This is a genomic window from Paenarthrobacter sp. NPDC058040, assembly GCF_042885775.1.
Lineage (GTDB): Bacteria > Actinomycetota > Actinomycetes > Actinomycetales > Micrococcaceae > Arthrobacter.
This window is the reverse complement of record NZ_JBHVRN010000008.1, coordinates 16,149-36,007: the sequence shown is the minus strand read 5'-3', so window position 1 is coordinate 36,007 and position 19,859 is coordinate 16,149. Positions and strand designations below refer to the sequence as shown.

20 protein-coding genes and 2 tRNA genes are annotated in these 19,859 nt (G+C 62.8%); 8 read left to right on the top strand and 14 right to left on the bottom strand.

Annotated features, from left to right (window positions below):
* Positions 1–218: 218 nt before the first annotated feature.
* Positions 219–1,094 carry a DNA-formamidopyrimidine glycosylase family protein gene (locus tag ACFVSJ_RS12475; protein WP_387437115.1) on the top strand — a complete coding sequence of 292 codons (876 nt, stop codon included), beginning with the start codon at positions 219–221 and terminating at the stop codon, positions 1,092–1,094.
* On the opposite strand, the gene ACFVSJ_RS12470 is transcribed toward ACFVSJ_RS12475, so the two are convergent.
* The 6 genes from ACFVSJ_RS12470 to ACFVSJ_RS12445 form a co-directional block, all read right to left on the bottom strand.
* Positions 1,095–1,724, bottom strand: a complete 630-nt coding sequence (locus ACFVSJ_RS12470; RefSeq protein ID WP_387437114.1) for a DsbA family protein — start codon at positions 1,722–1,724, stop codon at positions 1,095–1,097.
* Positions 1,725–1,805: 81 nt separating this feature from the next.
* Positions 1,806–3,095: an ATP-dependent Clp protease ATP-binding subunit ClpX gene (gene clpX, locus ACFVSJ_RS12465; RefSeq protein ID WP_387437113.1), complete on the bottom strand. Its 1,290-nt coding sequence runs from the start codon at positions 3,093–3,095 to the stop codon at positions 1,806–1,808.
* A gap of 182 nt (positions 3,096–3,277) precedes the next feature.
* A complete protein-coding gene (locus tag ACFVSJ_RS12460) occupies positions 3,278–3,937 on the bottom strand; it encodes an ATP-dependent Clp protease proteolytic subunit (RefSeq protein ID WP_387437112.1) in 660 nt (219 codons plus the stop codon).
* A 37-nt stretch (positions 3,938–3,974) separates the two neighbouring features.
* Entirely contained in the window at positions 3,975–4,598 is a 624-nt protein-coding gene (locus ACFVSJ_RS12455) for an ATP-dependent Clp protease proteolytic subunit (RefSeq protein ID WP_387437345.1), read from the bottom strand.
* 219 nt (positions 4,599–4,817) lie between these two features.
* Positions 4,818–6,197, bottom strand: a complete 1,380-nt coding sequence (gene tig / locus ACFVSJ_RS12450) for a trigger factor (protein ID WP_387437110.1) — start codon at positions 6,195–6,197, stop codon at positions 4,818–4,820.
* Positions 6,198–6,268: 71 nt separating this feature from the next.
* Positions 6,269–6,343, bottom strand: a tRNA-Pro gene (locus ACFVSJ_RS12445).
* A 126-nt stretch (positions 6,344–6,469) separates the two neighbouring features.
* Between ACFVSJ_RS12445 and ACFVSJ_RS12440 the strand changes: the two genes are divergently transcribed.
* A tRNA-Gly gene (locus ACFVSJ_RS12440) sits at positions 6,470–6,543 on the top strand.
* Positions 6,544–6,604: 61 nt separating this feature from the next.
* Here ACFVSJ_RS12440 and ACFVSJ_RS12435 read toward each other — a convergent pair.
* The 3 genes from ACFVSJ_RS12435 to ACFVSJ_RS12425 form a co-directional block, all read right to left on the bottom strand.
* Positions 6,605–7,492 (bottom strand): Fpg/Nei family DNA glycosylase, encoded by an 888-nt coding sequence (locus ACFVSJ_RS12435; protein WP_387437109.1) that lies wholly within the window; start codon positions 7,490–7,492, stop codon positions 6,605–6,607.
* Entirely contained in the window at positions 7,492–7,974 is a 483-nt protein-coding gene (locus tag ACFVSJ_RS12430) for a ribose-5-phosphate isomerase (protein ID WP_387437108.1), read from the bottom strand. Before ACFVSJ_RS12430 ends, ACFVSJ_RS12435 begins: the two co-directional genes overlap by 1 nt.
* An 88-nt stretch (positions 7,975–8,062) precedes the next feature.
* The gene (locus ACFVSJ_RS12425) at positions 8,063–9,073 is read right to left on the bottom strand and encodes a hypothetical protein (RefSeq protein WP_387437107.1); all 1,011 of its coding nucleotides are present in this window, start codon (positions 9,071–9,073) and stop codon (positions 8,063–8,065) included.
* A 95-nt stretch (positions 9,074–9,168) separates the two neighbouring features.
* On the opposite strand from ACFVSJ_RS12425, the gene pepN reads away from it, so the two are divergent.
* Positions 9,169–11,766 carry an aminopeptidase N gene (pepN, locus tag ACFVSJ_RS12420; protein ID WP_387437344.1) on the top strand — a complete coding sequence of 866 codons (2,598 nt, stop codon included), beginning with the start codon at positions 9,169–9,171 and terminating at the stop codon, positions 11,764–11,766.
* A gap of 50 nt (positions 11,767–11,816) precedes the next feature.
* Positions 11,817–12,296, top strand: a complete 480-nt coding sequence (locus tag ACFVSJ_RS12415) for an OsmC family protein (RefSeq protein WP_387437106.1) — start codon at positions 11,817–11,819, stop codon at positions 12,294–12,296.
* On the opposite strand, the gene ACFVSJ_RS12410 is transcribed toward ACFVSJ_RS12415, so the two are convergent.
* The gene (locus tag ACFVSJ_RS12410; RefSeq protein WP_387437105.1) at positions 12,293–13,288 is read right to left on the bottom strand and encodes an NAD-dependent epimerase/dehydratase family protein; all 996 of its coding nucleotides are present in this window, start codon (positions 13,286–13,288) and stop codon (positions 12,293–12,295) included. The two genes, ACFVSJ_RS12415 and ACFVSJ_RS12410, sit on opposite strands and share 4 nt — an antisense overlap.
* 87 nt (positions 13,289–13,375) lie before the next feature.
* On the opposite strand from ACFVSJ_RS12410, the gene ACFVSJ_RS12405 reads away from it, so the two are divergent.
* Positions 13,376–14,074, top strand: a complete 699-nt coding sequence (locus tag ACFVSJ_RS12405) for a mechanosensitive ion channel family protein (RefSeq protein WP_387437104.1) — start codon at positions 13,376–13,378, stop codon at positions 14,072–14,074.
* Position 14,075: 1 nt separating this feature from the next.
* Positions 14,076–14,546 carry a globin gene (locus tag ACFVSJ_RS12400; RefSeq protein WP_387437343.1) on the top strand — a complete coding sequence of 157 codons (471 nt, stop codon included), beginning with the start codon at positions 14,076–14,078 and terminating at the stop codon, positions 14,544–14,546.
* On the opposite strand, the gene ACFVSJ_RS12395 is transcribed toward ACFVSJ_RS12400, so the two are convergent.
* Positions 14,535–15,221: a hypothetical protein gene (locus ACFVSJ_RS12395; protein WP_387437103.1), complete on the bottom strand. Its 687-nt coding sequence runs from the start codon at positions 15,219–15,221 to the stop codon at positions 14,535–14,537. The genes ACFVSJ_RS12400 and ACFVSJ_RS12395 overlap by 12 nt on opposite strands.
* 63 nt (positions 15,222–15,284) lie before the next feature.
* Here ACFVSJ_RS12395 and ACFVSJ_RS12390 point away from each other — a divergent pair, with 63 nt between their 5' ends.
* Positions 15,285–16,190, top strand: a complete 906-nt coding sequence (locus tag ACFVSJ_RS12390; protein ID WP_387437102.1) for an acyl-CoA thioesterase — start codon at positions 15,285–15,287, stop codon at positions 16,188–16,190.
* Positions 16,191–16,265: 75 nt separating this feature from the next.
* Here the strand turns inward: ACFVSJ_RS12390 and ettA are convergent, their stop codons facing one another.
* Together ettA and ACFVSJ_RS12380 are read right to left on the bottom strand one after the other, a co-directional pair.
* Positions 16,266–17,948, bottom strand: a complete 1,683-nt coding sequence (gene ettA / locus ACFVSJ_RS12385; RefSeq protein WP_387437101.1) for an energy-dependent translational throttle protein EttA — start codon at positions 17,946–17,948, stop codon at positions 16,266–16,268.
* A gap of 57 nt (positions 17,949–18,005) precedes the next feature.
* A complete protein-coding gene (locus tag ACFVSJ_RS12380) occupies positions 18,006–18,494 on the bottom strand; it encodes a DUF6993 domain-containing protein (protein ID WP_387437100.1) in 489 nt (162 codons plus the stop codon).
* Between the two features lie 97 nt (positions 18,495–18,591).
* On the opposite strand from ACFVSJ_RS12380, the gene ACFVSJ_RS12375 reads away from it, so the two are divergent.
* Positions 18,592–19,038, top strand: a complete 447-nt coding sequence (locus tag ACFVSJ_RS12375) for an SRPBCC domain-containing protein (RefSeq protein ID WP_387437098.1) — start codon at positions 18,592–18,594, stop codon at positions 19,036–19,038.
* Positions 19,039–19,211: 173 nt separating this feature from the next.
* Here the strand turns inward: ACFVSJ_RS12375 and ACFVSJ_RS12370 are convergent, their stop codons facing one another.
* Positions 19,212–19,835: a hypothetical protein gene (locus ACFVSJ_RS12370; protein ID WP_387437097.1), complete on the bottom strand. Its 624-nt coding sequence runs from the start codon at positions 19,833–19,835 to the stop codon at positions 19,212–19,214.
* Positions 19,836–19,859: the final 24 nt, after the last annotated feature.

Here is a 19,859-nt window from a genome sequence, read left to right as displayed (position 1 = left end):
TTCAGGTCTTCCTACCTCGTCACAGGTAGCTTGCTTCCAACTTTGCCAAAGGCTGCGTTGGTTGCATATCACTGAATCTTCGGTTTCCGTGTCCCTCTTCTTTCGAAGTGGGTAAGAACCATTGTTGTCCTGCCCGGGGAGTTCCACAAGGCTTCCGAAAGAACTACAGTCCTGTAGTTTCCGAGACCTTTGGCGTTAGCATATGGCAGAGTAATCCCATGCCGGAACTGCCCGAAGTGCACGGCCTGTGCACCTACCTGGATACACAACTCAATGGAGCGGTACTGACGAGTGTCCTCATCAACTCCATCGCAGCACTCAAGACGGCGGATCCTCCGTACACGGCGTTCGAGGGGCGCACCATCCGCGGCGTCCAGCGCTTCGGCAAATTCATCTGCCTCGACGCCGAGGGGCTGTTCTTCGTGTTCCACTTGGCCAAGGCCGGCTGGGTACGCTATACCGAGCACCCGTCATCGGCGGCGCTGCGCATGGGCAAGAGCAACATCGCCGCCCGGTTGCTCCTGCACCGCGGGGCGGACGACACTCATATCGGCCTGGATCTCACCGAGGCCGGAACCAAGAAGAGCCTGGCCATCTACGTCGTCAGAGACCCCCAGGATGTCCATGGCATCGCCACACTCGGCCCCGAACCACTCAGCCCGGACTTTGACCTGGAAACCTTCGCCGGCATCGTCAAGACGGGCTCCCAACAGATCAAAGGGCTGCTCAGGAGCCAAAGTGTGATCGCCGGGATCGGCAACGCCTACAGCGACGAGATCCTGCACGCGGCCAGGATCTCACCCTTTGCGATCGCCAAGTCCTTGGACGAGGAGGCCGTCAGCCGGCTGTACGGCGCCATGCAGGAGGTCTTGGTAGGGGCAGTGACGGCCGCGGCGGGCAAACCGTCCAGCGAACTCAAGGACACCAAGCGGAGCAACTTCAGGGTGCACGCGAGGACAGGTCAGGCGTGTCCGGTCTGCGGAGACACAGTGAGGGAAGTGTCCTTCGCGGACACTTCCCTCCAGTACTGCGCTACATGCCAAACCAACGGGAAAATCCTCGCGGACCGGAGGACATCCCGTTTCCTTAAGTGACTAGTTGAATTCGGGGCTTTCTGTACGGCTGCGCTTGAGCTCGAAGAAATGCGGGTAGCCGGCAAGCGCGACGGTTGCATCCCAGATCTTCCCGGCGTCTTCGCCACGGGGAATGCGGGTCAACACAGGGCCAAAAAACGCAGTGCCGTTGAAAGCGACCACGGGCGTTCCTACGTCCTGGCCCACCAGTGAGATACCGGCCTCGTGGCTTGTGCGGAGCTTGGCATCGAACTCATCTGAGTCTGCGTAGCGCGCAAGATCCTCCGGCAAGCCCACCTGGGCAAGAGCCTTCCGGATCACCGACGGACGGTCCTTGTTGCCCTCGTGGTGGATTTCCTCGCCCATGGCGTCATACAGCGGCTTGACGTATTCGTTGCCGTGCAACTCCTGTGCTGCGATGATCACGCGAACGGGACCCCAGCTGTTGTCCATGAGCTCGCGGTACTGCTCAGGCAGGTCGCGGCCCTCGTTGAGGACCGACAAGCTCATGACGTGCCACTCTGTCTCGATGCCGCGTACTTCCTCAACCTCGCCAATCCAGCGCGAAGTAATCCACGCAAACGGGCACGCGGGGTCGAACCAAAAGTCGGCTTTGTTGACGGGCTGCTCGGTCACTGTCTGTTCAGGCACGGCAAAACTCCTCGGAAGGGTGGAAACGGGCACGCAAAATCGTGAAAGGCGGCAACGGCCGCTGTTCGGTGCAACGGATGGTCAGGCGGACTTATTCCGGCGCTTGGCCACAACGTCATGGGCAATCATGGTCGGTTGGGCCTTCTTCGCCACCACATCTTCGGTGATGACAACGGTCGCGATGTCGTCCCGGCTGGGGAGGTCGAACATGACGGGCAAGAGGACTTCCTCCATGATGGCGCGCAAGCCGCGGGCACCCGTGCCGCGTTCCAGGGCTTGGTCGGCAATGGCGTTCAAGGCGTCGTCGTCGAACTGCAATTCCACGCCGTCGAGCTGGAACATCTTCTGGTACTGCTTGACCAAGGCGTTCTTTGGAGTAGAGAGAATCTGGATCAACGCGGGCCGGTCCAGGTTGGACACGGTGGTGATCACGGGCAGACGGCCGATGAATTCCGGAATCAGGCCGAACTTCAGCAGGTCCTCCGGCATGACTTCGCCGTAGGTGTCCACGTTGTCCCGGACCTCATTGAGCTGCGCGCCGAAGCCGATGCCCTTTCGACCGGAGCGGGAACCAATGATGTCCTCAAGGCCGGCAAAGGCTCCTGCCACGATGAAGAGGACGTTGGTGGTGTCAATCTGGATGAATTCCTGGTGCGGGTGCTTGCGGCCGCCCTGCGGCGGAACCGACGCCACGGTCCCTTCGAGGATCTTCAGCAAGGCCTGCTGCACACCTTCGCCGGAAACGTCTCGGGTGATGGACGGATTCTCGCTCTTGCGTGAAATCTTGTCGATTTCGTCGATGTAGATAATGCCTTGTTCGGCCTTCTTGACGTCGTAGTCAGCAGCCTGGATGAGCTTGAGGAGGATGTTCTCAACGTCCTCCCCCACGTAACCGGCCTCAGTGAGGGCGGTAGCGTCGGCCACTGCGAACGGAACGTTGAGGCGGCGCGCCAGCGTCTGCGCGAGATAGGTCTTGCCGCAGCCGGTGGGGCCGATGAGAAGGATGTTGGACTTGGCGATCTCAACGTCCTCGTGGTGGGACCCTTCGCCGAGGCTCCCGGTTTTCGGAGCGTGGCCGGCCTGGATGCGCTTGTAGTGGTTGTAGACGGCAACAGCCAATGATCGCTTGGCCGGCTCCTGGCCGATCACGTATTCCTGCAGGAAATCGAAGATCTCACGCGGCTTGGGGAGTTCAAAACTACCCAGGTCCGAAACCTCCGCAAGCTCCTCTTCGATGATCTCGTTGCAGAGTTCAATGCACTCGTCGCAGATGTATACGCCGGGCCCGGCAATCAGCTTGCGCACCTGCTTCTGGCTCTTTCCGCAAAAAGAACACTTCAGCAGATCCGTGCTCTCGCCAATCCGAGCCATGTGTGAATCCCTTCGTTGCATGCGGGTGATGGGGCTCCGCGCCTTGCTCCATTGTGCGGCCAGGCCGCGTCTGGCATCACCGTGACTTCTTCCACTCTAGGTCACAATGAGCCGCTTGGGTGGAAACAGAACGCCGGTGCGGTCCATATTTCGCGAACCGCACCGGCGTCGTTATCCGTGTGCTACCGGGCGATTGCCTGGGGCTTGATCTTCCGGGAGTCCAGTACCTGGTCAATCAGGCCGTAGTTCCGGGCTTCTTCGGCCGTGAGGATCTTGTCGCGTTCGATGTCGTTGTTGACCTGCTCCGCCGTACGGCCCGAGTGGTGCGCGAGCGTTTCCTCGAGCCACGTACGCATCCGCATGACTTCGGCTGCCTGGATCTCCAGGTCCGATGCCTGCCCACCCTGGCCACCGGACAAGGCCGGCTGATGGATCAGGACGCGGGCGTTCGGCAGGGCGAGGCGCTTGCCCGGCGTACCCGCTGCCAACAGGACGGCAGCAGCGCTGGCCGCCTGGCCCAGGCAAACCGTCTGGATCTCGGGGCGGATGTACTGCATGGTGTCGTAGATGGCGGTCATGGCCGTGAACGAGCCGCCTGGCGAGTTGATGTAGAGGGTGATGTCGCGGTCCGGGTCCGTCGATTCAAGGACCAGCAGCTGGGCCATGATGTCGTCAGCGGAAGCGTCGTCAACCTGCACGCCAAGGAAGATGATCCGGTCCTCGAACAGCTTGGTGTAGGGGTCTTGGCGCTTGAAACCGTAAGGCGTGCGCTCCTCGAACTGGGGCAGGACGTAGCGGCTGGAGGGCAGGTTGCCGGCAGACCATCCGAAGTTGTAGTTCATTGTTTACTCCTGGGTTTTCAGTGGTTCGTGGTGCCGGCTAGTTTTCGGAGGAGGACGCCGAGTCGGATTGGTTGGCAGTTCCGCCGCCACCGGCCACCGAACCGGCGTGCGCAGAAATCTTGTCGAAGAAGCCGTACTCCAAGGCTTCGGCGGCAGTGAACCACTTGTCGCGGTCGTTGTCCTTGAGGATGGTCTCCACAGTCTGGCCGGTCTGCTCGGCGGTGAGTTCGGCCATGACCTTCTTCATGTGGAGGATCAACTCGGCCTGGATCTTGATGTCCGAGGCCGTGCCGCCGATGCCGCCGGACGGCTGGTGCATCAGGATACGGGCATTGGGGGTGGCGTACCGCTTGCCCTTGGTGCCGGAGGAAAGCAGGAACTGTCCCATGGAGGCGGCCAGGCCGGTAGCGACCGTGACGACGTCGTTGGGGATGAACTGCATGGTGTCGTAGATGGCCATACCTGCGGTCACCGAACCACCGGGCGAGTTGATGTACAGGTAGATGTCCTTCTCAGGGTCTTCGGCCGAGAGCAGGAGAAGCTGTGAGCAAATGGCATTGGCATTCTCATCGCGGACTTCCGAGCCCAGCCAGATGATGCGCTCTTTCAGCAGGCGGTTGTAGATGTAGTTGTCCTGGGCCGCGGGATCGACAGTTGCCATCCGGGGAGCCTCTGATTGCTGTGACATAAGTACTTACCTCTCGCTGGTGCCAGTGACATCACTGATCTTCACTACATGGACACTAACCGTATTCAGGGTCGATTTGTTCGCCGGAATCGCACTGTTCGCTGACGGCGCACGTCTGCGTCCGGCGCACGGTACCGCCTTAAAACAAACCGGCCCCGGATCGATTGATCCGGGGCCGGCCAGAGCCTGAAACTAGAACTTCACTGCTGCGGGGTCATCGCTTGCAACGGTCTCAGCTTCTTCGGCAGACTCTTCTGCCGGAGCTTCTTCGATCGCTTCGCCTGCCGGGCGGACGAAGTCGGTCAGGTCAACCTTGTTGCCTTCGGAGTCCACAACCTCGGCCTGGCCGAGAACCACGGCAAGGGCCTTGCGGCGGCGGACCTCGGAAACCATCATGGGAACCTGGCCGCTCTGATCGATGATCTGGGCGAACTGGTTGGGGTCCATGCCGTACTGGCTGGCCGTGGTGACGATGTAGTCGATCAGCTCGTTCTGGCTGACGTTGACTTCTTCCTTGTCAGCAATGGCGTCGAGGATGATCTCGTTCTGGAAGGCGCGCTCCGTGTTGGCCTTGACCTCGGCGCGGTGCTCCTCGGTGTCGTGGTCGCCTTCGCCGTGGGCGTTCTCCGGGTTGAAGTGGGATTCGAGCTGCTCTTCCACGACGGATGCCGGAACCGGAACCTCAACAAGCTCAACAAGCTTGTCCAGCACCTTGTCGCGGGCCTCAACGCCCTGGCCAACAACCTTGGACTCGGCGGCCTGCTTGCCGAGGTCCTCACGGAGTTCGGCAAGGGTGTCGAACTCGGAAGCCAGCTGGGCGAAGTCGTCGTTGGCCTCGGGGAGTTCGCGCTCCTTGACAGCCTTGACCACTACCTTCACCTGGGCAGATTCGCCGGCGTGGTCGCCACCGACCAGCGTGGTGTCGAAGATGGCTTCCTCGTCGGCCGACAGGCCGGCAACGGCCTCGTCCAGGCCCTCGAGCATGGTGCCGGCACCAACCTGGTAGGACAGGCCGGAAGCGGAGTCGATCTCTTCGCCATCGATGGTGGCGGTGATGTCGATGGTGAGGAAGTCGTCGTTCTTGGCAGGACGCTCAACGGACTTCAGGGTGCCGAAACGACCGCGCAGCTCGTCGAGGGCCTTGTCGACGTCGGCGTCGGAAGACTCAGCCGCGGCAACCTCAACCTTGATGCCGGCGTAGTCGGGCAGCTCGATCTCGGGACGGACGTCAACCTCAACCTGGAACTTGAGCTCGCCATCGGTTGCGGACGGGTCCGGAACTTCGGTGATCTCAACCTCGGGACGGCTCAGCGGGCGAACGCCGGTCTCCTGGACGGCTGCCTGGTACCAGCCGTTGAGGCCGTCGTTGATGGCAGTCTCCAGGACGTAGCCGCGACCGACGCGCTGGTCGATGAGCTTGGAGGGAACCTTGCCCTTGCGGAATCCGGGAACCTGGATCTGCGAAGCAACGGTCTTGTACGCGGCATCGATGCTCGGCTTCAGTTCCTCAAAGGGAACCTCAACATTGAGCTTGACCCGCGTTGCGGTGAGGTTCTCGACAGCGCTCTTCACAGTCTAAGTACTCCTGGATTGATGGGTATGGGGTTCTGTCGCGTCCCAAGAAATGGACCCGAAACACAGAGTCGGGGTGACAGGATTTGAACCTGCGACTTCCTGCTCCCAAAGCAGGCGCTCTAGCCAAGCTGAGCTACACCCCGAATGCACAGGACAGTCTACGGGCAAGCGGGCCAGGAATGCACATTTGACACCGTCGCCGGAATTAGGTTTAGTTGTACCCGGCTTGAACAGCCACCGGGAAGATGTCCTGAACAGGAGATCCTTTCGGGGACGTAGCTTAATGGTAAAGCCTCAGTCTTCCAAACTGATTACGCGGGTTCGATTCCCGTCGTCCCCTCCAGGGAAAAGGAGCCCCGATCCACCAGGATCGGGGCTCCTTGCGTTTCAGCGCCAAGCGCGACTCACACTTGGCAGCCCGGGCACCAATACAGTTTGCGGGCACCGATTTCCGCCATCCCAACCACCGTCCCGCAGGCCCGGCAGGGCAGTCCCTCACGCTTATAGACAAAGTGGGCATCGGCGTCGGGCACCGTTTCCGCCCCCTCAGTCCACAGCGCGGGCGGCGTGGTGACAATCCGCCCGTCGCGGACGCCGTCGGACATGGTGGCCACGGCGTCGTCCCAGAGGCGGCCGGCGGTCCCGGTGTCCAAGGCGCTTCCAGGCATCCAAGGATCGACCGCCTGGCGGAACAGCACTTCCGCCCGGTAGATATTCCCTACGCCGGCAAGGACGGACTGGTCCATCATCAAGAGCGCGACTGCGGTCTTCCGTTTGCGCAGCCTTCGGATGAACTCATCGCGGTCTCCTGGCCGGTTACGCAACGGGTCCGGACCGAGCCTGCCGAGCACTTTGGCGGCGTCATCGGACGTAATGGCAGCACACGTCGTGGCGCCGCGGAGGTCTGCCCACCCGTGGTCCGAGACGAGGCGGACGCGTACGGCGCCCACCGGCTCGGGTGGTCCGGAGTAGTCGGCATCAGGGCCGGAGGGTCCGGATTCGCGCTCACCGATCCTGCGTGGGGCCCCGATGCTGGAGGCGCCCGCAAAGGAACTGTCTCCCCCGAAGTTCCACGCCCCGTACAGGCCAAGGTGAACATGCAGGAAGACGTCGTGGTCGAACTTCAGGAACAGCTGCTTGCCATGCGCAACGGCGTCCGCCAGGACATGTCCGTCCAACAGCGCGGCGCCCTCGGCGAACCGCCCCTGCGGGCTGCTCACCCGAAGGCGCCGGCCGCCGAAGACATCCTTGAACTGGCGGGCCAGCCGGTGGATGGAATGCCCCTCAGGCACTATTCGACGATCTCGCCGGTGGTCTCGTAGACCGCAATCTTGCCAATGCGGCGGACATGGCGCTCGTCATTGCTGAACGGCTCCTGGAGGAACGCCTCAATGAGTTCCGTGGCCTCCTCCACGGTGTGCTGGCGGCCGCCGACCGCAATCACGTTGGCGTCGTTGTGTTCGCGGGCGAGCTTGGCTGTGGAGAGGTTCCAGGCCAGTGCAGCGCGGACGCCCTTAACCTTGTTGGCGGCAATTTGCTCACCGTTTCCCGAGCCGCCCAACACGATGCCAAGTGCGTGGACGCCGGCTTCCTGGTCCGCCACCACTGCCACGCCCGCGTTGATGCAGAAGGAAGGGTAGTCATCCAGGGCGTCATATTCCTTTGGTCCGTGATCCACAACCTCGTAGCCCTTGGCGGTGAGGTGGCTGACCAGGTGGGCACTGAGTTCCATGCCGGCGTGGTCAGTTGCGATGTGGACGCGGGGAGTAGTCACAGAAAGTCCGTTCTTTGTGGCGCACGCACAGCCCTGGGCAACTGCCAGTCTTGTCCGATGCGCGGCGGGGAGGGATGCGCTACCTAGGTTACCGCGAGCCGGGTTGTTGCGGCTGCCCGTCCTGGTGCGCCCGTTCGGCCGCGCGGTTGAGGATTCCCGCGATTTTGTCCGCAGCAGCCGCGGTGCCGGCGCTGAGCGCCACCCGCCCCCCGTTGAGTTTTCGGACGACGACGGCCGGGCCGCTGCTGACCAGCATCGCCGTGGCGTCATCATGGTGCCGCCACCCCCAGCCGCCGTAGTCGGCAGCCTTGACGTCGGTGGGAGCCGCCGCGGCAATATCGACGGCGGGAACGGTCAGCACCGGGACCAGGCCTCCGGCCAAGACCCGCAGCCCGCCCCTGTCCGCCCGTACCCGTGCGAACAGGAACCCCGCGCCGACCAGTGCGGCGGACGCTACCAAGGCCCCAAGCCACGGAATGGCTACCGCGATCAAGGCCGCCGGAAAGAGCGCGGAGACGATGATCATGACAAATACGGAACTTCGGGCGTGGACCCACATCCTGAGCGTGTCCCGGGCCAGATCCGGATCGGCCGCGCGCAGACGCTCGGCTTCGAGGGCATGGTCGTCTTCCTGGGTCCACCGAGGATCCGGTTTGAAGGCGAACATCATCACAATGCCGAGGGACAGGGCCGCGCCGCTCCCCATCGCCAGGACGATCGGATCAACATGGGACAGCCGGGCCTCGCCGAGACCCGATTGGCCTACCAGTCCGGCGGCCAGCACCGTTGTGATGAAGAGGCTCACCATCAACCCGAGTCCCATCATGACGCGGCGCATGACAACAGGCCGCGAGATGGGAACGGCTTGGAAAAAGGCGACCCAGCCGAAGAAGACGATGAGCGCTGCGCCGCCCCCAACGTAGGCGCCAAACGGTGCGAAGGAACTACCGCCGTCGGCATTCCACATTACGGCGACCGGGTCAGGAAGGCTGTTCCGCAGCAATTGGGCACACACCACGAAGCCGGTGGCGAGGAGCAGCGGAAAGGCCAGCGCGAACCGAAGTGCGCGGGTGTCGAGAGAATCCCGGAACGTTCCCATGCTTAAACGCTACTCCGTGCGGGCGACACTGTGCGGACACCTCCTTGCCAACAGGCCCCAGAGTGAAAGAATGGCTTCACACCAGCGACCGGACCATGATCCCGGCCGGCCATCCCAATCTTCTGGAGGCACACTTGCCAGGCCTTAACCTGACCCGCGACGAAGCCGCGAAGCGCGCGGAACTCCTCAATGTCGAGTCGTACAACGTCGCCCTGGACCTGACCAAGGGCGCGAAAGTTTTCGGATCCACCACCGTGGTGCGCTTTTCCGCGCAGGCGGGATCGTCGACTTTCATCGATGCCATTACGGACACCGTCCACAGCGTGAGGTTGAACGGCGTTGAGCTTGATCCCGCCGAAGTCTCCGATGGCGTGCGCATCCAACTCCCGGATCTCGGCGAAAAGAACGAACTCACGGTCGTGGCGGATGCGCCCTACATGAACACGGGCGAGGGATTGCACAGGTTCGTTGACCCGGTGGACGGGGAGGCCTACCTCTATACCCAGTTCGAAGTCCCCGACTCGCGCCGCATGTTCGCCGTCTTTGAGCAACCCGACCTGAAGGCGAGCTTCACTTTTACCGTTACCGCCCCCTCCCACTGGGATGTGGTCTCCAACTCCCCTACGCCTGCGCCGGTGCCGGCCGAGCCGGGCGAGGATGGCGGAGCCCGGTCCGTTTGGGAGTTCGCTCCGACGCCGCGGTTGTCCTCCTACGTCACCGCCTTGATCGCCGGGCCCTACCAGTCGGTCAGGTCGCAGGTTACAAGCGCGGATGGCAGGGTCATTCCGCTGGGTGTTTTTGCGCGGAAGTCACTTATGCAGTACCTCGACGCGGAGAACATCTTCGAACTCACCAGGCAGGGGTTCGAGTTCTTCGAGGCCCAGTTCGGTTGCCCATACCCCTTCGAAAAGTACGATCAACTGTTCGTTCCGGAGTTCAATGCCGGCGCCATGGAGAACGCCGGTGCCGTAACCATCCTGGAAGGTTACGTCTTCCGTGGCAAAGTCACCGAAGCACAAGTGGAACGCCGCGCCATCACTGTGCTGCACGAGCTGGCGCACATGTGGTTCGGCGATCTGGTGACCATGCGCTGGTGGAACGACCTCTGGCTGAATGAGTCCTTCGCCGAGTACATGTCCCACCTTGCCGCCGTCGAAAACACTGCCTTCGACCACGCCTGGACCACGTTCGCCTCCGTGGAAAAGTCCTGGGCTTACCGCCAGGACCAACTCCCCACGACGCACCCGATCTTTGCCGAGATCAACAGCCTCCAGGACGTCGAGGTCAACTTTGACGGAATCACCTACGCCAAGGGGGCTTCCGTGCTGCGCCAGCTCGTGGCGTGGGTTGGGCCCGAAGAGTTCATGGCAGGGGTTCGCACCTACTTCGCCAAGCACGCGTGGACAAACACGGAACTCGCGGACCTCATGGTGGAGCTCGAGGCTGCCAGCGGCCGCGACCTGGACCAGTGGGGCAAACTGTGGCTCGAAACGGCCGGCGTCAATACCTTGGCCCCGGAACTCGACGTTGATGGTGACGGGTCCATCACCAGCTTCGCCATCCTGCAGACAGCCATCGCCGAGCAGCCCACCTTGCGCCCGCACCGCTTGGCCGTGGGCTTCTACGACGTGGTGGACGGAAAGCTGGAGCGGACCCACCGGGAAGAACTCGATGTCGATGGTCCCCGCACCGAGGTCCCCGGACTGTCGGGACGGCCGCGCCCGGACCTCATCCTCCTCAACGACGACGACCTCGCCTACGCAAAGGTCCGCCTGGATCCCCACTCCCTCGCCACGGCGAAGGCCCACCTGAAGGATTTCTCCGCCAGCTTGCCGCGGACCCTCGTGTGGGGCTCGGCCTGGGATGCCGCCCGCGACGGCGAGACACCTGCCCGCGGCTACGTGGACTTGATCCTGTCCAACATTGCGCACGAGACGGACTCCTCGGTGATCCTGGTCCAGCTCCGCCAACTGGCAACGACGCTCACCTACTACGTGGCCGCAGAACACAAGGAGCAGACGGCCATCGCTGCGGCGGACAAGCTGTGGGAGCTCGCAACCGCAGTGGAACCGGGTTCGGACGCCCAACTGCAGTTCGTGAAGTCCTATGCCCAGATCTCGCGCAGCGATCTGCAACTGGACCGTATCCAGGCGCTCCTGGACGGTACAGAAACGCTGGATGGCCTCACGGTGGACCAGGACATGCGGTGGGAGTTGCTGACCGCCCTGGTGGCGGGCGGACGCCAGGACCAGCAGCGCATCGACGAGGAACTCACCCGGGACAACACCTCCAACGGCCAAAACGCCGCCGCCCAGGCCAAGGCAGCCATTCCGACGCCGGAAGCCAAGGAAGCTGCCTGGGAATCCATCGTGGTCAAGGGAGAGCTTTCCAACGCACTGCAGGCCTCGGCGGTTGCCGGCTTCATGCGCGTGCCTGACACGGCACTCCTGCAACCCTTTGCGGAACGGTACTTCGAAGCCGTTCCGGGCATCGTCAAGGAGCGTACCCACGCCTTGGCACAGCAGATTGTGGTGGGCCTCTACCCGGCCCAGTTGACCACCCAGGCCACGGTGGACCGGACCGATGCATTCCTCGCGGGCCTTCCCGAGGACAGCGCCGCCTTGCGGCGCATGATGCTGGAGAACCGCGACGCCGTGGCACGCGCACTCCGTGCCCGGGCGGCTGACGCCTGACGAATCCGGGTCCATGCGGACAGTCTCCGGCCGCTGGCTAGACTGTCCGCATGGCCCTCAATGAACACCACTACGCGCTGACCGTCCGCTGGACCGGAAACCTCGGGGACGGCACGTCCAGCTACCGGGGGTATTCACGCGACCATGACGTGGAGATTCCGGGGCTACCCGTCTTGAAGGGGTCGTCTGATCCCACCTTCCACGGCGACCGGACACGCTACAACCCTGAACAGCTTCTGCTGGCCGCGCTCTCTCAATGCCACATGCTCTCTTTCCTGCATGTTGCCGTCAAACACGGCGTTGTGGTCACCGCGTACGAGGACAACGCCGAAGGACTCATGAAACTCAACCGCGACGGCAGCGGCCAGTTCGAAACCGCCACGCTGAAGCCCCATGTGACCATTACGGATCCCGCTCATGCCGAACTGATGCCGCAACTGCACCACGAGGCCAACCAGGTTTGCTTCATCGCCCGCAGCGTCAATTTCCCGGTGCTGCACGAACCAACAACGACGACGGCGGCTACCTAGCGCCTGGCGTCGAACCAGCCTGCCACGAGCCTGCGCTCGGTGCCTTGGGTCAGTCCGGCCTTTCGCTCGCGCCCAAGGCCCCTGGCCCGCTCGTCGGCGAGGGTGTCCATCAGCGTGTGCTGCCACGGACGAAGGACCATGCCGTGCGCCAATGCTGCCTCGTTGCTCCGGGACTGGAAGCCATCGTGTCCCGGCGGAAGCCAGAGTGGCAGCGAATCGGGGCCCGCCCAGTAGCCCACGCCTTGGTCAACAAGCCAGGCCTCGGGCACCGTGACCAGTTCGTGGGCGATCCCGCTGGCGCGCAGGGACTCGTCAAGGTATTCGCCGAAGGGCACAACGTCCCCGAGCGCATTGAAGGTCCCGGCAAGGTTGCTCGCTGCCGCCTGCAGTATCCAGGCAGCAAGGTCCCGTACATCGATGATCTGCGTGGCGGCTTCGGCAATGTCCGGAACCAGGACCGAATGGGTGTTTGAGGCGAACCTGGCCGGCCAGTACCCGTACCTGTCGGAGGAATCGCCTGGCCCACCGATCAGGCCGGCACGGACTATGTGGGCCTTGGTTCCTAATGCATCCAACGTCAACTGTTCGATGGCCGACTTCGATTCGCCGTACGTCTCGGGGGTGCCCGCCTGCCCCGGAGGCAACGGTTCGAGCAACGCCCCGTTTTCGGCCGCGCCGGGAACCGAATGGTCGGCGTACACGGAGCAACTCGACACGAACGTCCAGTGCGCTGCGTCCCGGCCCAAAACCTCCAGCGCCTGCTTGGCCTGCGCGAGATCGCGTGAAACTTCCACCACCTCGTCCCATGGCCCCGGGACGTCCGCAAAGGCCGCGGCACCTGCGGCGCGATCTGCCCGGACCCACGTAACGCCGTCGGGCGCCGACCCCGTGGTGCCCCGTGCCAGGCAGGTGACGTCGTTCCCTGCGGCAGCAGCCTGGCGGGCAATTTCGGCAGACAGGAAGACGGTACCGCCCAGAATGAGGATGCGCATGCGGCCACGCTACGGCGCTAGGGTTGATAGTGGACAGAGTGTTTTGCGCCAGGCGAACACGGGCCGACGACAAGGAGCCAGTACACCTTGACCTTCATCCCTCCCATGGAAACCCTCACCATCGAGCCGGAAAAGATCGACTACGTCTCGATCCTCATCACAGTGGGCGTGGGCCTGCTCGTGTGGACCGTGGCGCGATTCATCATTTTGCGCATCACCCGGAGGGTTGCCGCCGGCAGCTCGTTCTTCAAAAAACCGCACTTCAAGTGGGTGCAACCGGCAATCCGGGCCCTGGACCATGAACGCCGCTCCCAACGCGCACAAACCATTGGATCGCTGCTGACGAGCCTGATAAGCGTCATTGTGGTGGTGATCGTCATCATCTACGTCCTCAAGTACATGAACGTGGACGTCGCCCCCTTGCTGACCAGTGTCGGCATCCTCGGTGTGGCCATCGGTTTCGGTGCGCAGCAATTGATCCGCGACTTCCTGGCCGGGATCTTCATTACCATCGAGGACCAGTACGGGATCGGCGACGTGATTGTCACCAGCGAGGTGATCGGCACGGTCGAGTCCGTGGGGTTGCGCATCACCCGCGTCCGCGCCGAAGACGGAGCTATCTGGTACCTGCGCAATGGCGAGATCCTGCGGGTAGGCAACCGGTCGCAGGGCGACTACGTCCCCGTGGATGCGCCCGCTCCGCAGGACGACGACCAAGACGCTAAAGTTGCTGCCGGAGCGGCAACAGGTTCCGCCCGGAAGCCCGAGGAGAAGGCCAGTGAATGACATGACCGCCGGACACGAACCGGCAGCCTCGCCACAGGCCGGGCAACGCCGACAACTGATGCAGAACGATCCCTTCAGCCAACCGGCCTACACGGACAGTTTCTACGCCGCCGTGGGTGGGCACCAAACGTTCGTGAAACTCATCGACGTTTTCTACGACGGCGTGGCCGGCGACGCCCTGCTGCGCCCCATGTATCCCGAAGAGGACCTGGAACCGGCCAAGCGGCGCTTCCTGATGTTCCTGGAGCAGTACTGGGGCGGCCCAACCACCTACAGCGAAGAGCGGGGCCATCCCCGCCTGCGGATGCGCCACATGCCTTTCCGGGTCACCCCGGAGGCCAAGGACCGCTGGTTGTTCCACATGCGCGCGGCGGTAGACTCCCTCGGTTTGTCACCCCTGCACGAGGGCACGCTGTGGGACTACATGGAACGGGCCGCGCTCACCATGGTGAACAGCCCGTCAGCCGTCTGAGGCCTGGCCCTGGAAGCCAAGCCCGGCGCCGGTCCGCACCAATACGTGGCCGCGCGGACCGCTAAGACGGAACCACCGGCCGTTGCGGAACAGCTCCTGCCCGCCGTCGCCAAGGAATCCAAGCGCGAAAGCCGCGAAAGCAGCACCGGTGGGGATGTCCTTCCACCCGGGCAGGCCACGGCTCCAGACCGCCGCACGTGCCGTATTGACCACGGCGGCACCCGCCATGGCGGGCACGACGCCCGCCACCTCGGCAATCCCGGATTCTGCCGCGGCCTTGAGCTCCGCATCCGCGATGGGGCCCAGGGCTTCCCAGCCGCTTCGCGGTGCGCCGACCCCCGCCCATGACTCGGAAACGGTCGACGGCGGGATGGGCAGGTCCACGTCTTCGGCACCGGAACGGGCAAGCCGGTCAAGGACTGAAGCGATGGTCACTGTGACGTCGGCCCGTGCCTCCTCGGCCAACGCCATGGTGCGCAGGCCAAGGATGGTGGGGGTCGATTCGCCGAGGATCCGGGGCCTGAGGACGCACACGTAGGCGGCCAGGACCTGGCCTGAAGCCTGCAGCCGGATGGCGCCGTCGTCGATGCTTTTGGCCCGCGTCACGTACGTCCGCAGATCCGTGAGATCGCGGGGGTCGGCAAAGCGGAAGGACTGGGTCAAAACGTCTGTCACATCATCGACTCTACCGGCATGTCCGCGGTTGAGAGGGGTTGGGGCGCCGTCTAGAGTCGAACCATGACTGAGACGAACGCGGGGCTTGAAGCTGAGGCTCCCACCGGGGACCCCATGGAAGTGCTGATCGATTTGCTGGATCTGGGTGACTTCGACGGCGCACGCACCACCGAGGACATCTTCCTGGGGCCGTCCCAGAAACAGCCCCGCCACAGGGTCTTCGGCGGCCAGGTACTGGCCCAATCCATGATGGCCGGCATGCGGACAGTGGACCCCGGACGCGTTGCCCACTCGATGCACGGCTACTTCCTGCGTCCCGGCGACGCCAACAAACCCATCACTTTCGGCGTCGAACGGCTCCGTGACGGCCGGTCCTTCTCCGCCCGCCGGGTGCACGCCTACCAGGACGGAGTGCCGATTCTTTCAATGATCGCCTCCTTCCAAATCCAGGACGAGGGCCTTGACCACCAGGCCGTCATGCCGGAAGGGATCCCTGATCCTGAATCGCTCCCCAGCACGGCCGAACTGCTTTCCCGGTACGACCACCCGATGGCCCGTCACATGTCCTCGGAGCGGCCCTTCGACGTAAGGCACATCGACCCTGCCCTCTACGTTTCCCCGCCCTCCGAGCACGTGGCCACCAACGCGGTGTGGATGAAGACCATGGGTCCCCTGCCCGATGATCCGCAACTGCATGTTGCTGCTTTGGCCTACGCGAGCGATTACACCCTGCTGGAACCTATCCTCCGGAAACACGGGCTGGCATGGATGACCCCCGGCATGAGCGTAGCCAGCCTGGACCACGCCATGTGGTGGCACCGGCCTGTCCGCGTGGATGAATGGATGCTCTACGTCCAGGAGTCCCCCAGCGCCCAGGGGGCGCGTGGCCTTTCCACTGGCCGGATCTTCAACCGGGATGGCCTGCATGTGGCAACCGTGGCCCAGGAAGGCATGGTCCGGATTCCCTGAGCCGGCAGACCCTTGGTTGCAAGGACAAAACGAAATGGCCGTCCCTTCCGGGACGGCCATTTCGTCGCTTGGTGCTTAGTCGCGCGTCAGGCGGCGGTGCGTGACGCGGTGCGGCTTTGCGGCATCCGGGCCGAGCCGCTCAACCTTGTTCTCCTCGTAGGATTCGAAGTTGCCCTCGAACCAGTACCACTTGGAGGGGTTCTCGTCGTCACCTTCGTAGGCCAGGATGTGGGTTGCCACCCGGTCCAGGAACCAACGGTCGTGGGAGACCACCACGGCACAGCCCGGGAACTCGAGCAGCGCGTTTTCCAGGCTGCTGAGGGTCTCAACGTCGAGGTCGTTGGTGGGCTCGTCAAGGAGCAGGAGGTTTCCACCCTGCTTCAAGGTCAGCGCCAGGTTGAGGCGGTTGCGCTCACCACCGGAGAGGACACCTGCCTTCTTCTGCTGGTCCGGACCCTTGAAGCCGAACGCCGAGACGTAGGCACGCGATGGCATTTCGACCTGGCCCACCTGGATGTGGTCAAGGCCGTCCGAGACGACCTCCCAGAGGGTCTTGTTGGGGTCGATGCCGCCACGGGACTGGTCAACATAGGAAATCTTGACCGAATCACCGATCTTGAGGTCACCGCCGTCGAGCGGTTCCATGCCAACGATCGTCTTGAACAGGGTGGACTTGCCCACACCGTTGGGACCAATCACGCCAACAATGCCGTTGCGCGGCAGCGAGAAGGAGAGATCCTCGATCAGGACACGATCGTCGAAGCCCTTCTTCAGGTCCGTGGCCTCGATGACCAGGTTGCCCAGGCGCGGTCCCGGCGGGATCTGGATTTCTTCGAAGTCGAGCTTGCGGGTGCGCTCGGCTTCGGCTGCCATCTCCTCGTAGCGGGCAAGACGCGCCTTGGACTTGGTTTGCCGGCCCTTGGCGTTGGAGCGGACCCACTCAAGTTCCTCGGTGAGGCGCTTGGCAAGCTTCGCATCCTTCTTGCCCTGGACTTCGAGACGGGCTTTCTTCTTCTCCAGGTACGTGGAGTAGTTGCCCTCGTACGGGTAGAGGTGCCCGCGGTCCACTTCGGCGATCCACTCAGCAACGTGGTCCAGGAAGTACCGGTCGTGGGTCACTGCCAGGACAGCGCCGGGGTACTTGGACAGGTGCTGTTCCAGCCAGAGCACGCTTTCGGCGTCCAGGTGGTTGGTGGGCTCGTCGAGGAGCAGGAGGTCGGGCTTCTGGAGGAGAAGCTTGCACAGGGCTACGCGGCGGCGTTCACCACCGGACAGGACTGTGACATCCGAATCAGCCGGGGGGCAGCGCAGGGCATCCATGGCCTGCTCCAACTGGGAATCGATGTCCCACGCGTCAGCGGCATCGATGGCTTCCTGGAGCTTGCCCATCTCCTCAAGGAGAGTGTCGTAATCGGCGTCCGGGTTGGCCATCTCTTCGGAGATCTCGTTGAAGCGCTGGATCTTGCCGTAGATCTCGCCAACGCCTTCCTGGACGTTGCCCAGGACCGTCTTTTCCTCGTTCAGCGGCGGTTCCTGCAGGAGGATGCCCACGGTGTATCCGGGGCTCAGGCGGGCCTCACCGTTCGAAGGAGTGTCCAGACCGGCCATGATCTTGAGGATGGTGGACTTGCCAGCACCGTTCGGGCCAACGACGCCAATCTTGGCACCGGGGAAGAACGACATGCTGACATCGTCCAGAATAAGTTTGTCGCCAACGGCCTTGCGAGCCTTGGTCATCGTGTAAATGAATTCCGCCATGCCGTTAAATCTAGTGGCTCGGCGGGCAGAACTCACATTCGGGCAGCGCGGGAGAGCCTATCTGGCGTCTCCGATGAAGCATTTTCCGGTGGACAGGACAGGGAGCACCGTGACTGCCACCGAGCCGTCGCGGATCTGCCCCATGACGCAGCTTTCGCCAACCAGCGCTGCGGCTTCCATCGCGTCCACGTCCAGCCCCGTTGGCGTGCGGCCAGCCGACACCTCGACGTTGGCCTGCGGGATTCCTGCCGCGACCAAGGCTGAGCGAACTTCCTTCTGGTCGGGCTTGGGACTCGATGCCACGACATTCTTCAACGTTGTATCCACGGTCTTCGTGATCTCGGCGACCGCAGGGTCGCTGCTGCCCTGGGTGGATGCCTGCGGTGGGGCGCCAGCAGAAGATGTTGACGGCGCTGTGGCTGGCCGTGCGGCCTCCGAGCAGGCACTGAGTCCCCCAGCAAGGAGCAATGCCGCCAGCAGTACACCGCCCATTCGCTTGACCATCACCCTACGGCCCTGTTGTGCCACCAGCACTCCCCCGCTCATCACACAGCCATTCTGCCATTCCGTGGACGTGGCTTGGGGCGTAGCGTTGCCCTGACGCGCGGATATCCGGATCAGCCATGGACGAAGGAGGCGCACCGTGAATGCACAGATTCCCGATGCCGAAGCCACAGTGACGGTCTCGGCGAAGCGGGGCGACGTATGGAAAGCCCTGACCGACCCGGTCATCATCAAGAAGTACTTCCTCGGCACCAACGTGGAGACCACGTGGCAGGTGGGCGATCCCATCACTTATTCCGGGGAGTACAACGGCAAGTCCTACGAGGACAAAGGCACCGTCCTGGAATTCCAGCCCATGGACCGGGTGAAGACCACCCACTACAGCCCGTCAAGCGGGTTGGCGGATGCTCCGGAAAACTACCACACCGTTGAGTACCGGCTGGCGGACGACGACGACGGAACGTCCGTGACAATCGTCCAGGGAAACAACAAGAGCGCCGAGGAAGTGCAGCAGTCCACGGCCACGTGGGACATGGTCCTGCAAAACCTCAAGGAGCTTTTGGAGTCGGGCACGCCGGTCCGTTAAGGATCGAAGTCCTGGATGGGCGCGGGGTAGTCGACGGTGGGGCGCTCCCGCTGGATGTAGTGGGCCAAGGTCACCGCGTCGGAGGCGTGGCCAAGCTGACTAGTTGATCTATATCTACAACCAGATAAATGAAGGCTCCGACGCTCATGGGAGTAGAGCCTTCATTACGGATGCTAAACGGCATCAAAGGCGAATGGCCTAGTGGAGTAGGGGCCATCCTTTAGGTAAACGAATACGAAATCACTGTCCGAGAGCTTGGTTAGCCGACGAGCGATCGCTGACGTAGTAAGCCCCAGATCGTGATAGTTCTCCAACTTCACGTGTATTTGCCTCAGTTCCGGCTTTAGCAAGGACGATTGTACCGAGAATGTGTAGTTGCGGTTAGGAAACTCCTCAGCGATGCGGGCATGTATGCCGGGCAAGAGGCGAAGCAACTCGATCACGTTCCTACGATCAGCCCGATGATCCCCGATATGGATGAAGCACGGCCGGAGTTGTTTGTTTTGCTCTAGGTCGAACTTCCTGGTCGTGGCGCCCCGCATAAACTTTCCCAGCTTGGTTGCGGCAAGGATTACGAGGGAAGCCAGGACGTTTTGCACAACACTCTCAGCAAAGACCCCGGCGGTGCTTCCCAGGCCCATTAGCCTCATCTCGGTCGTTGGCACCCCAGAGCGTCGCAGGTAGTCGGCGATAGACTTGGTGATCTCGTCCGAGTAGGAGATATCACCGTAAACCCCATCTGAGACGCCGACGCCTACAGTTCCTAGCTCCGGCTCATCGGGTAACTGACTTGTCATTGATTCGTCCTCATAACGATGACC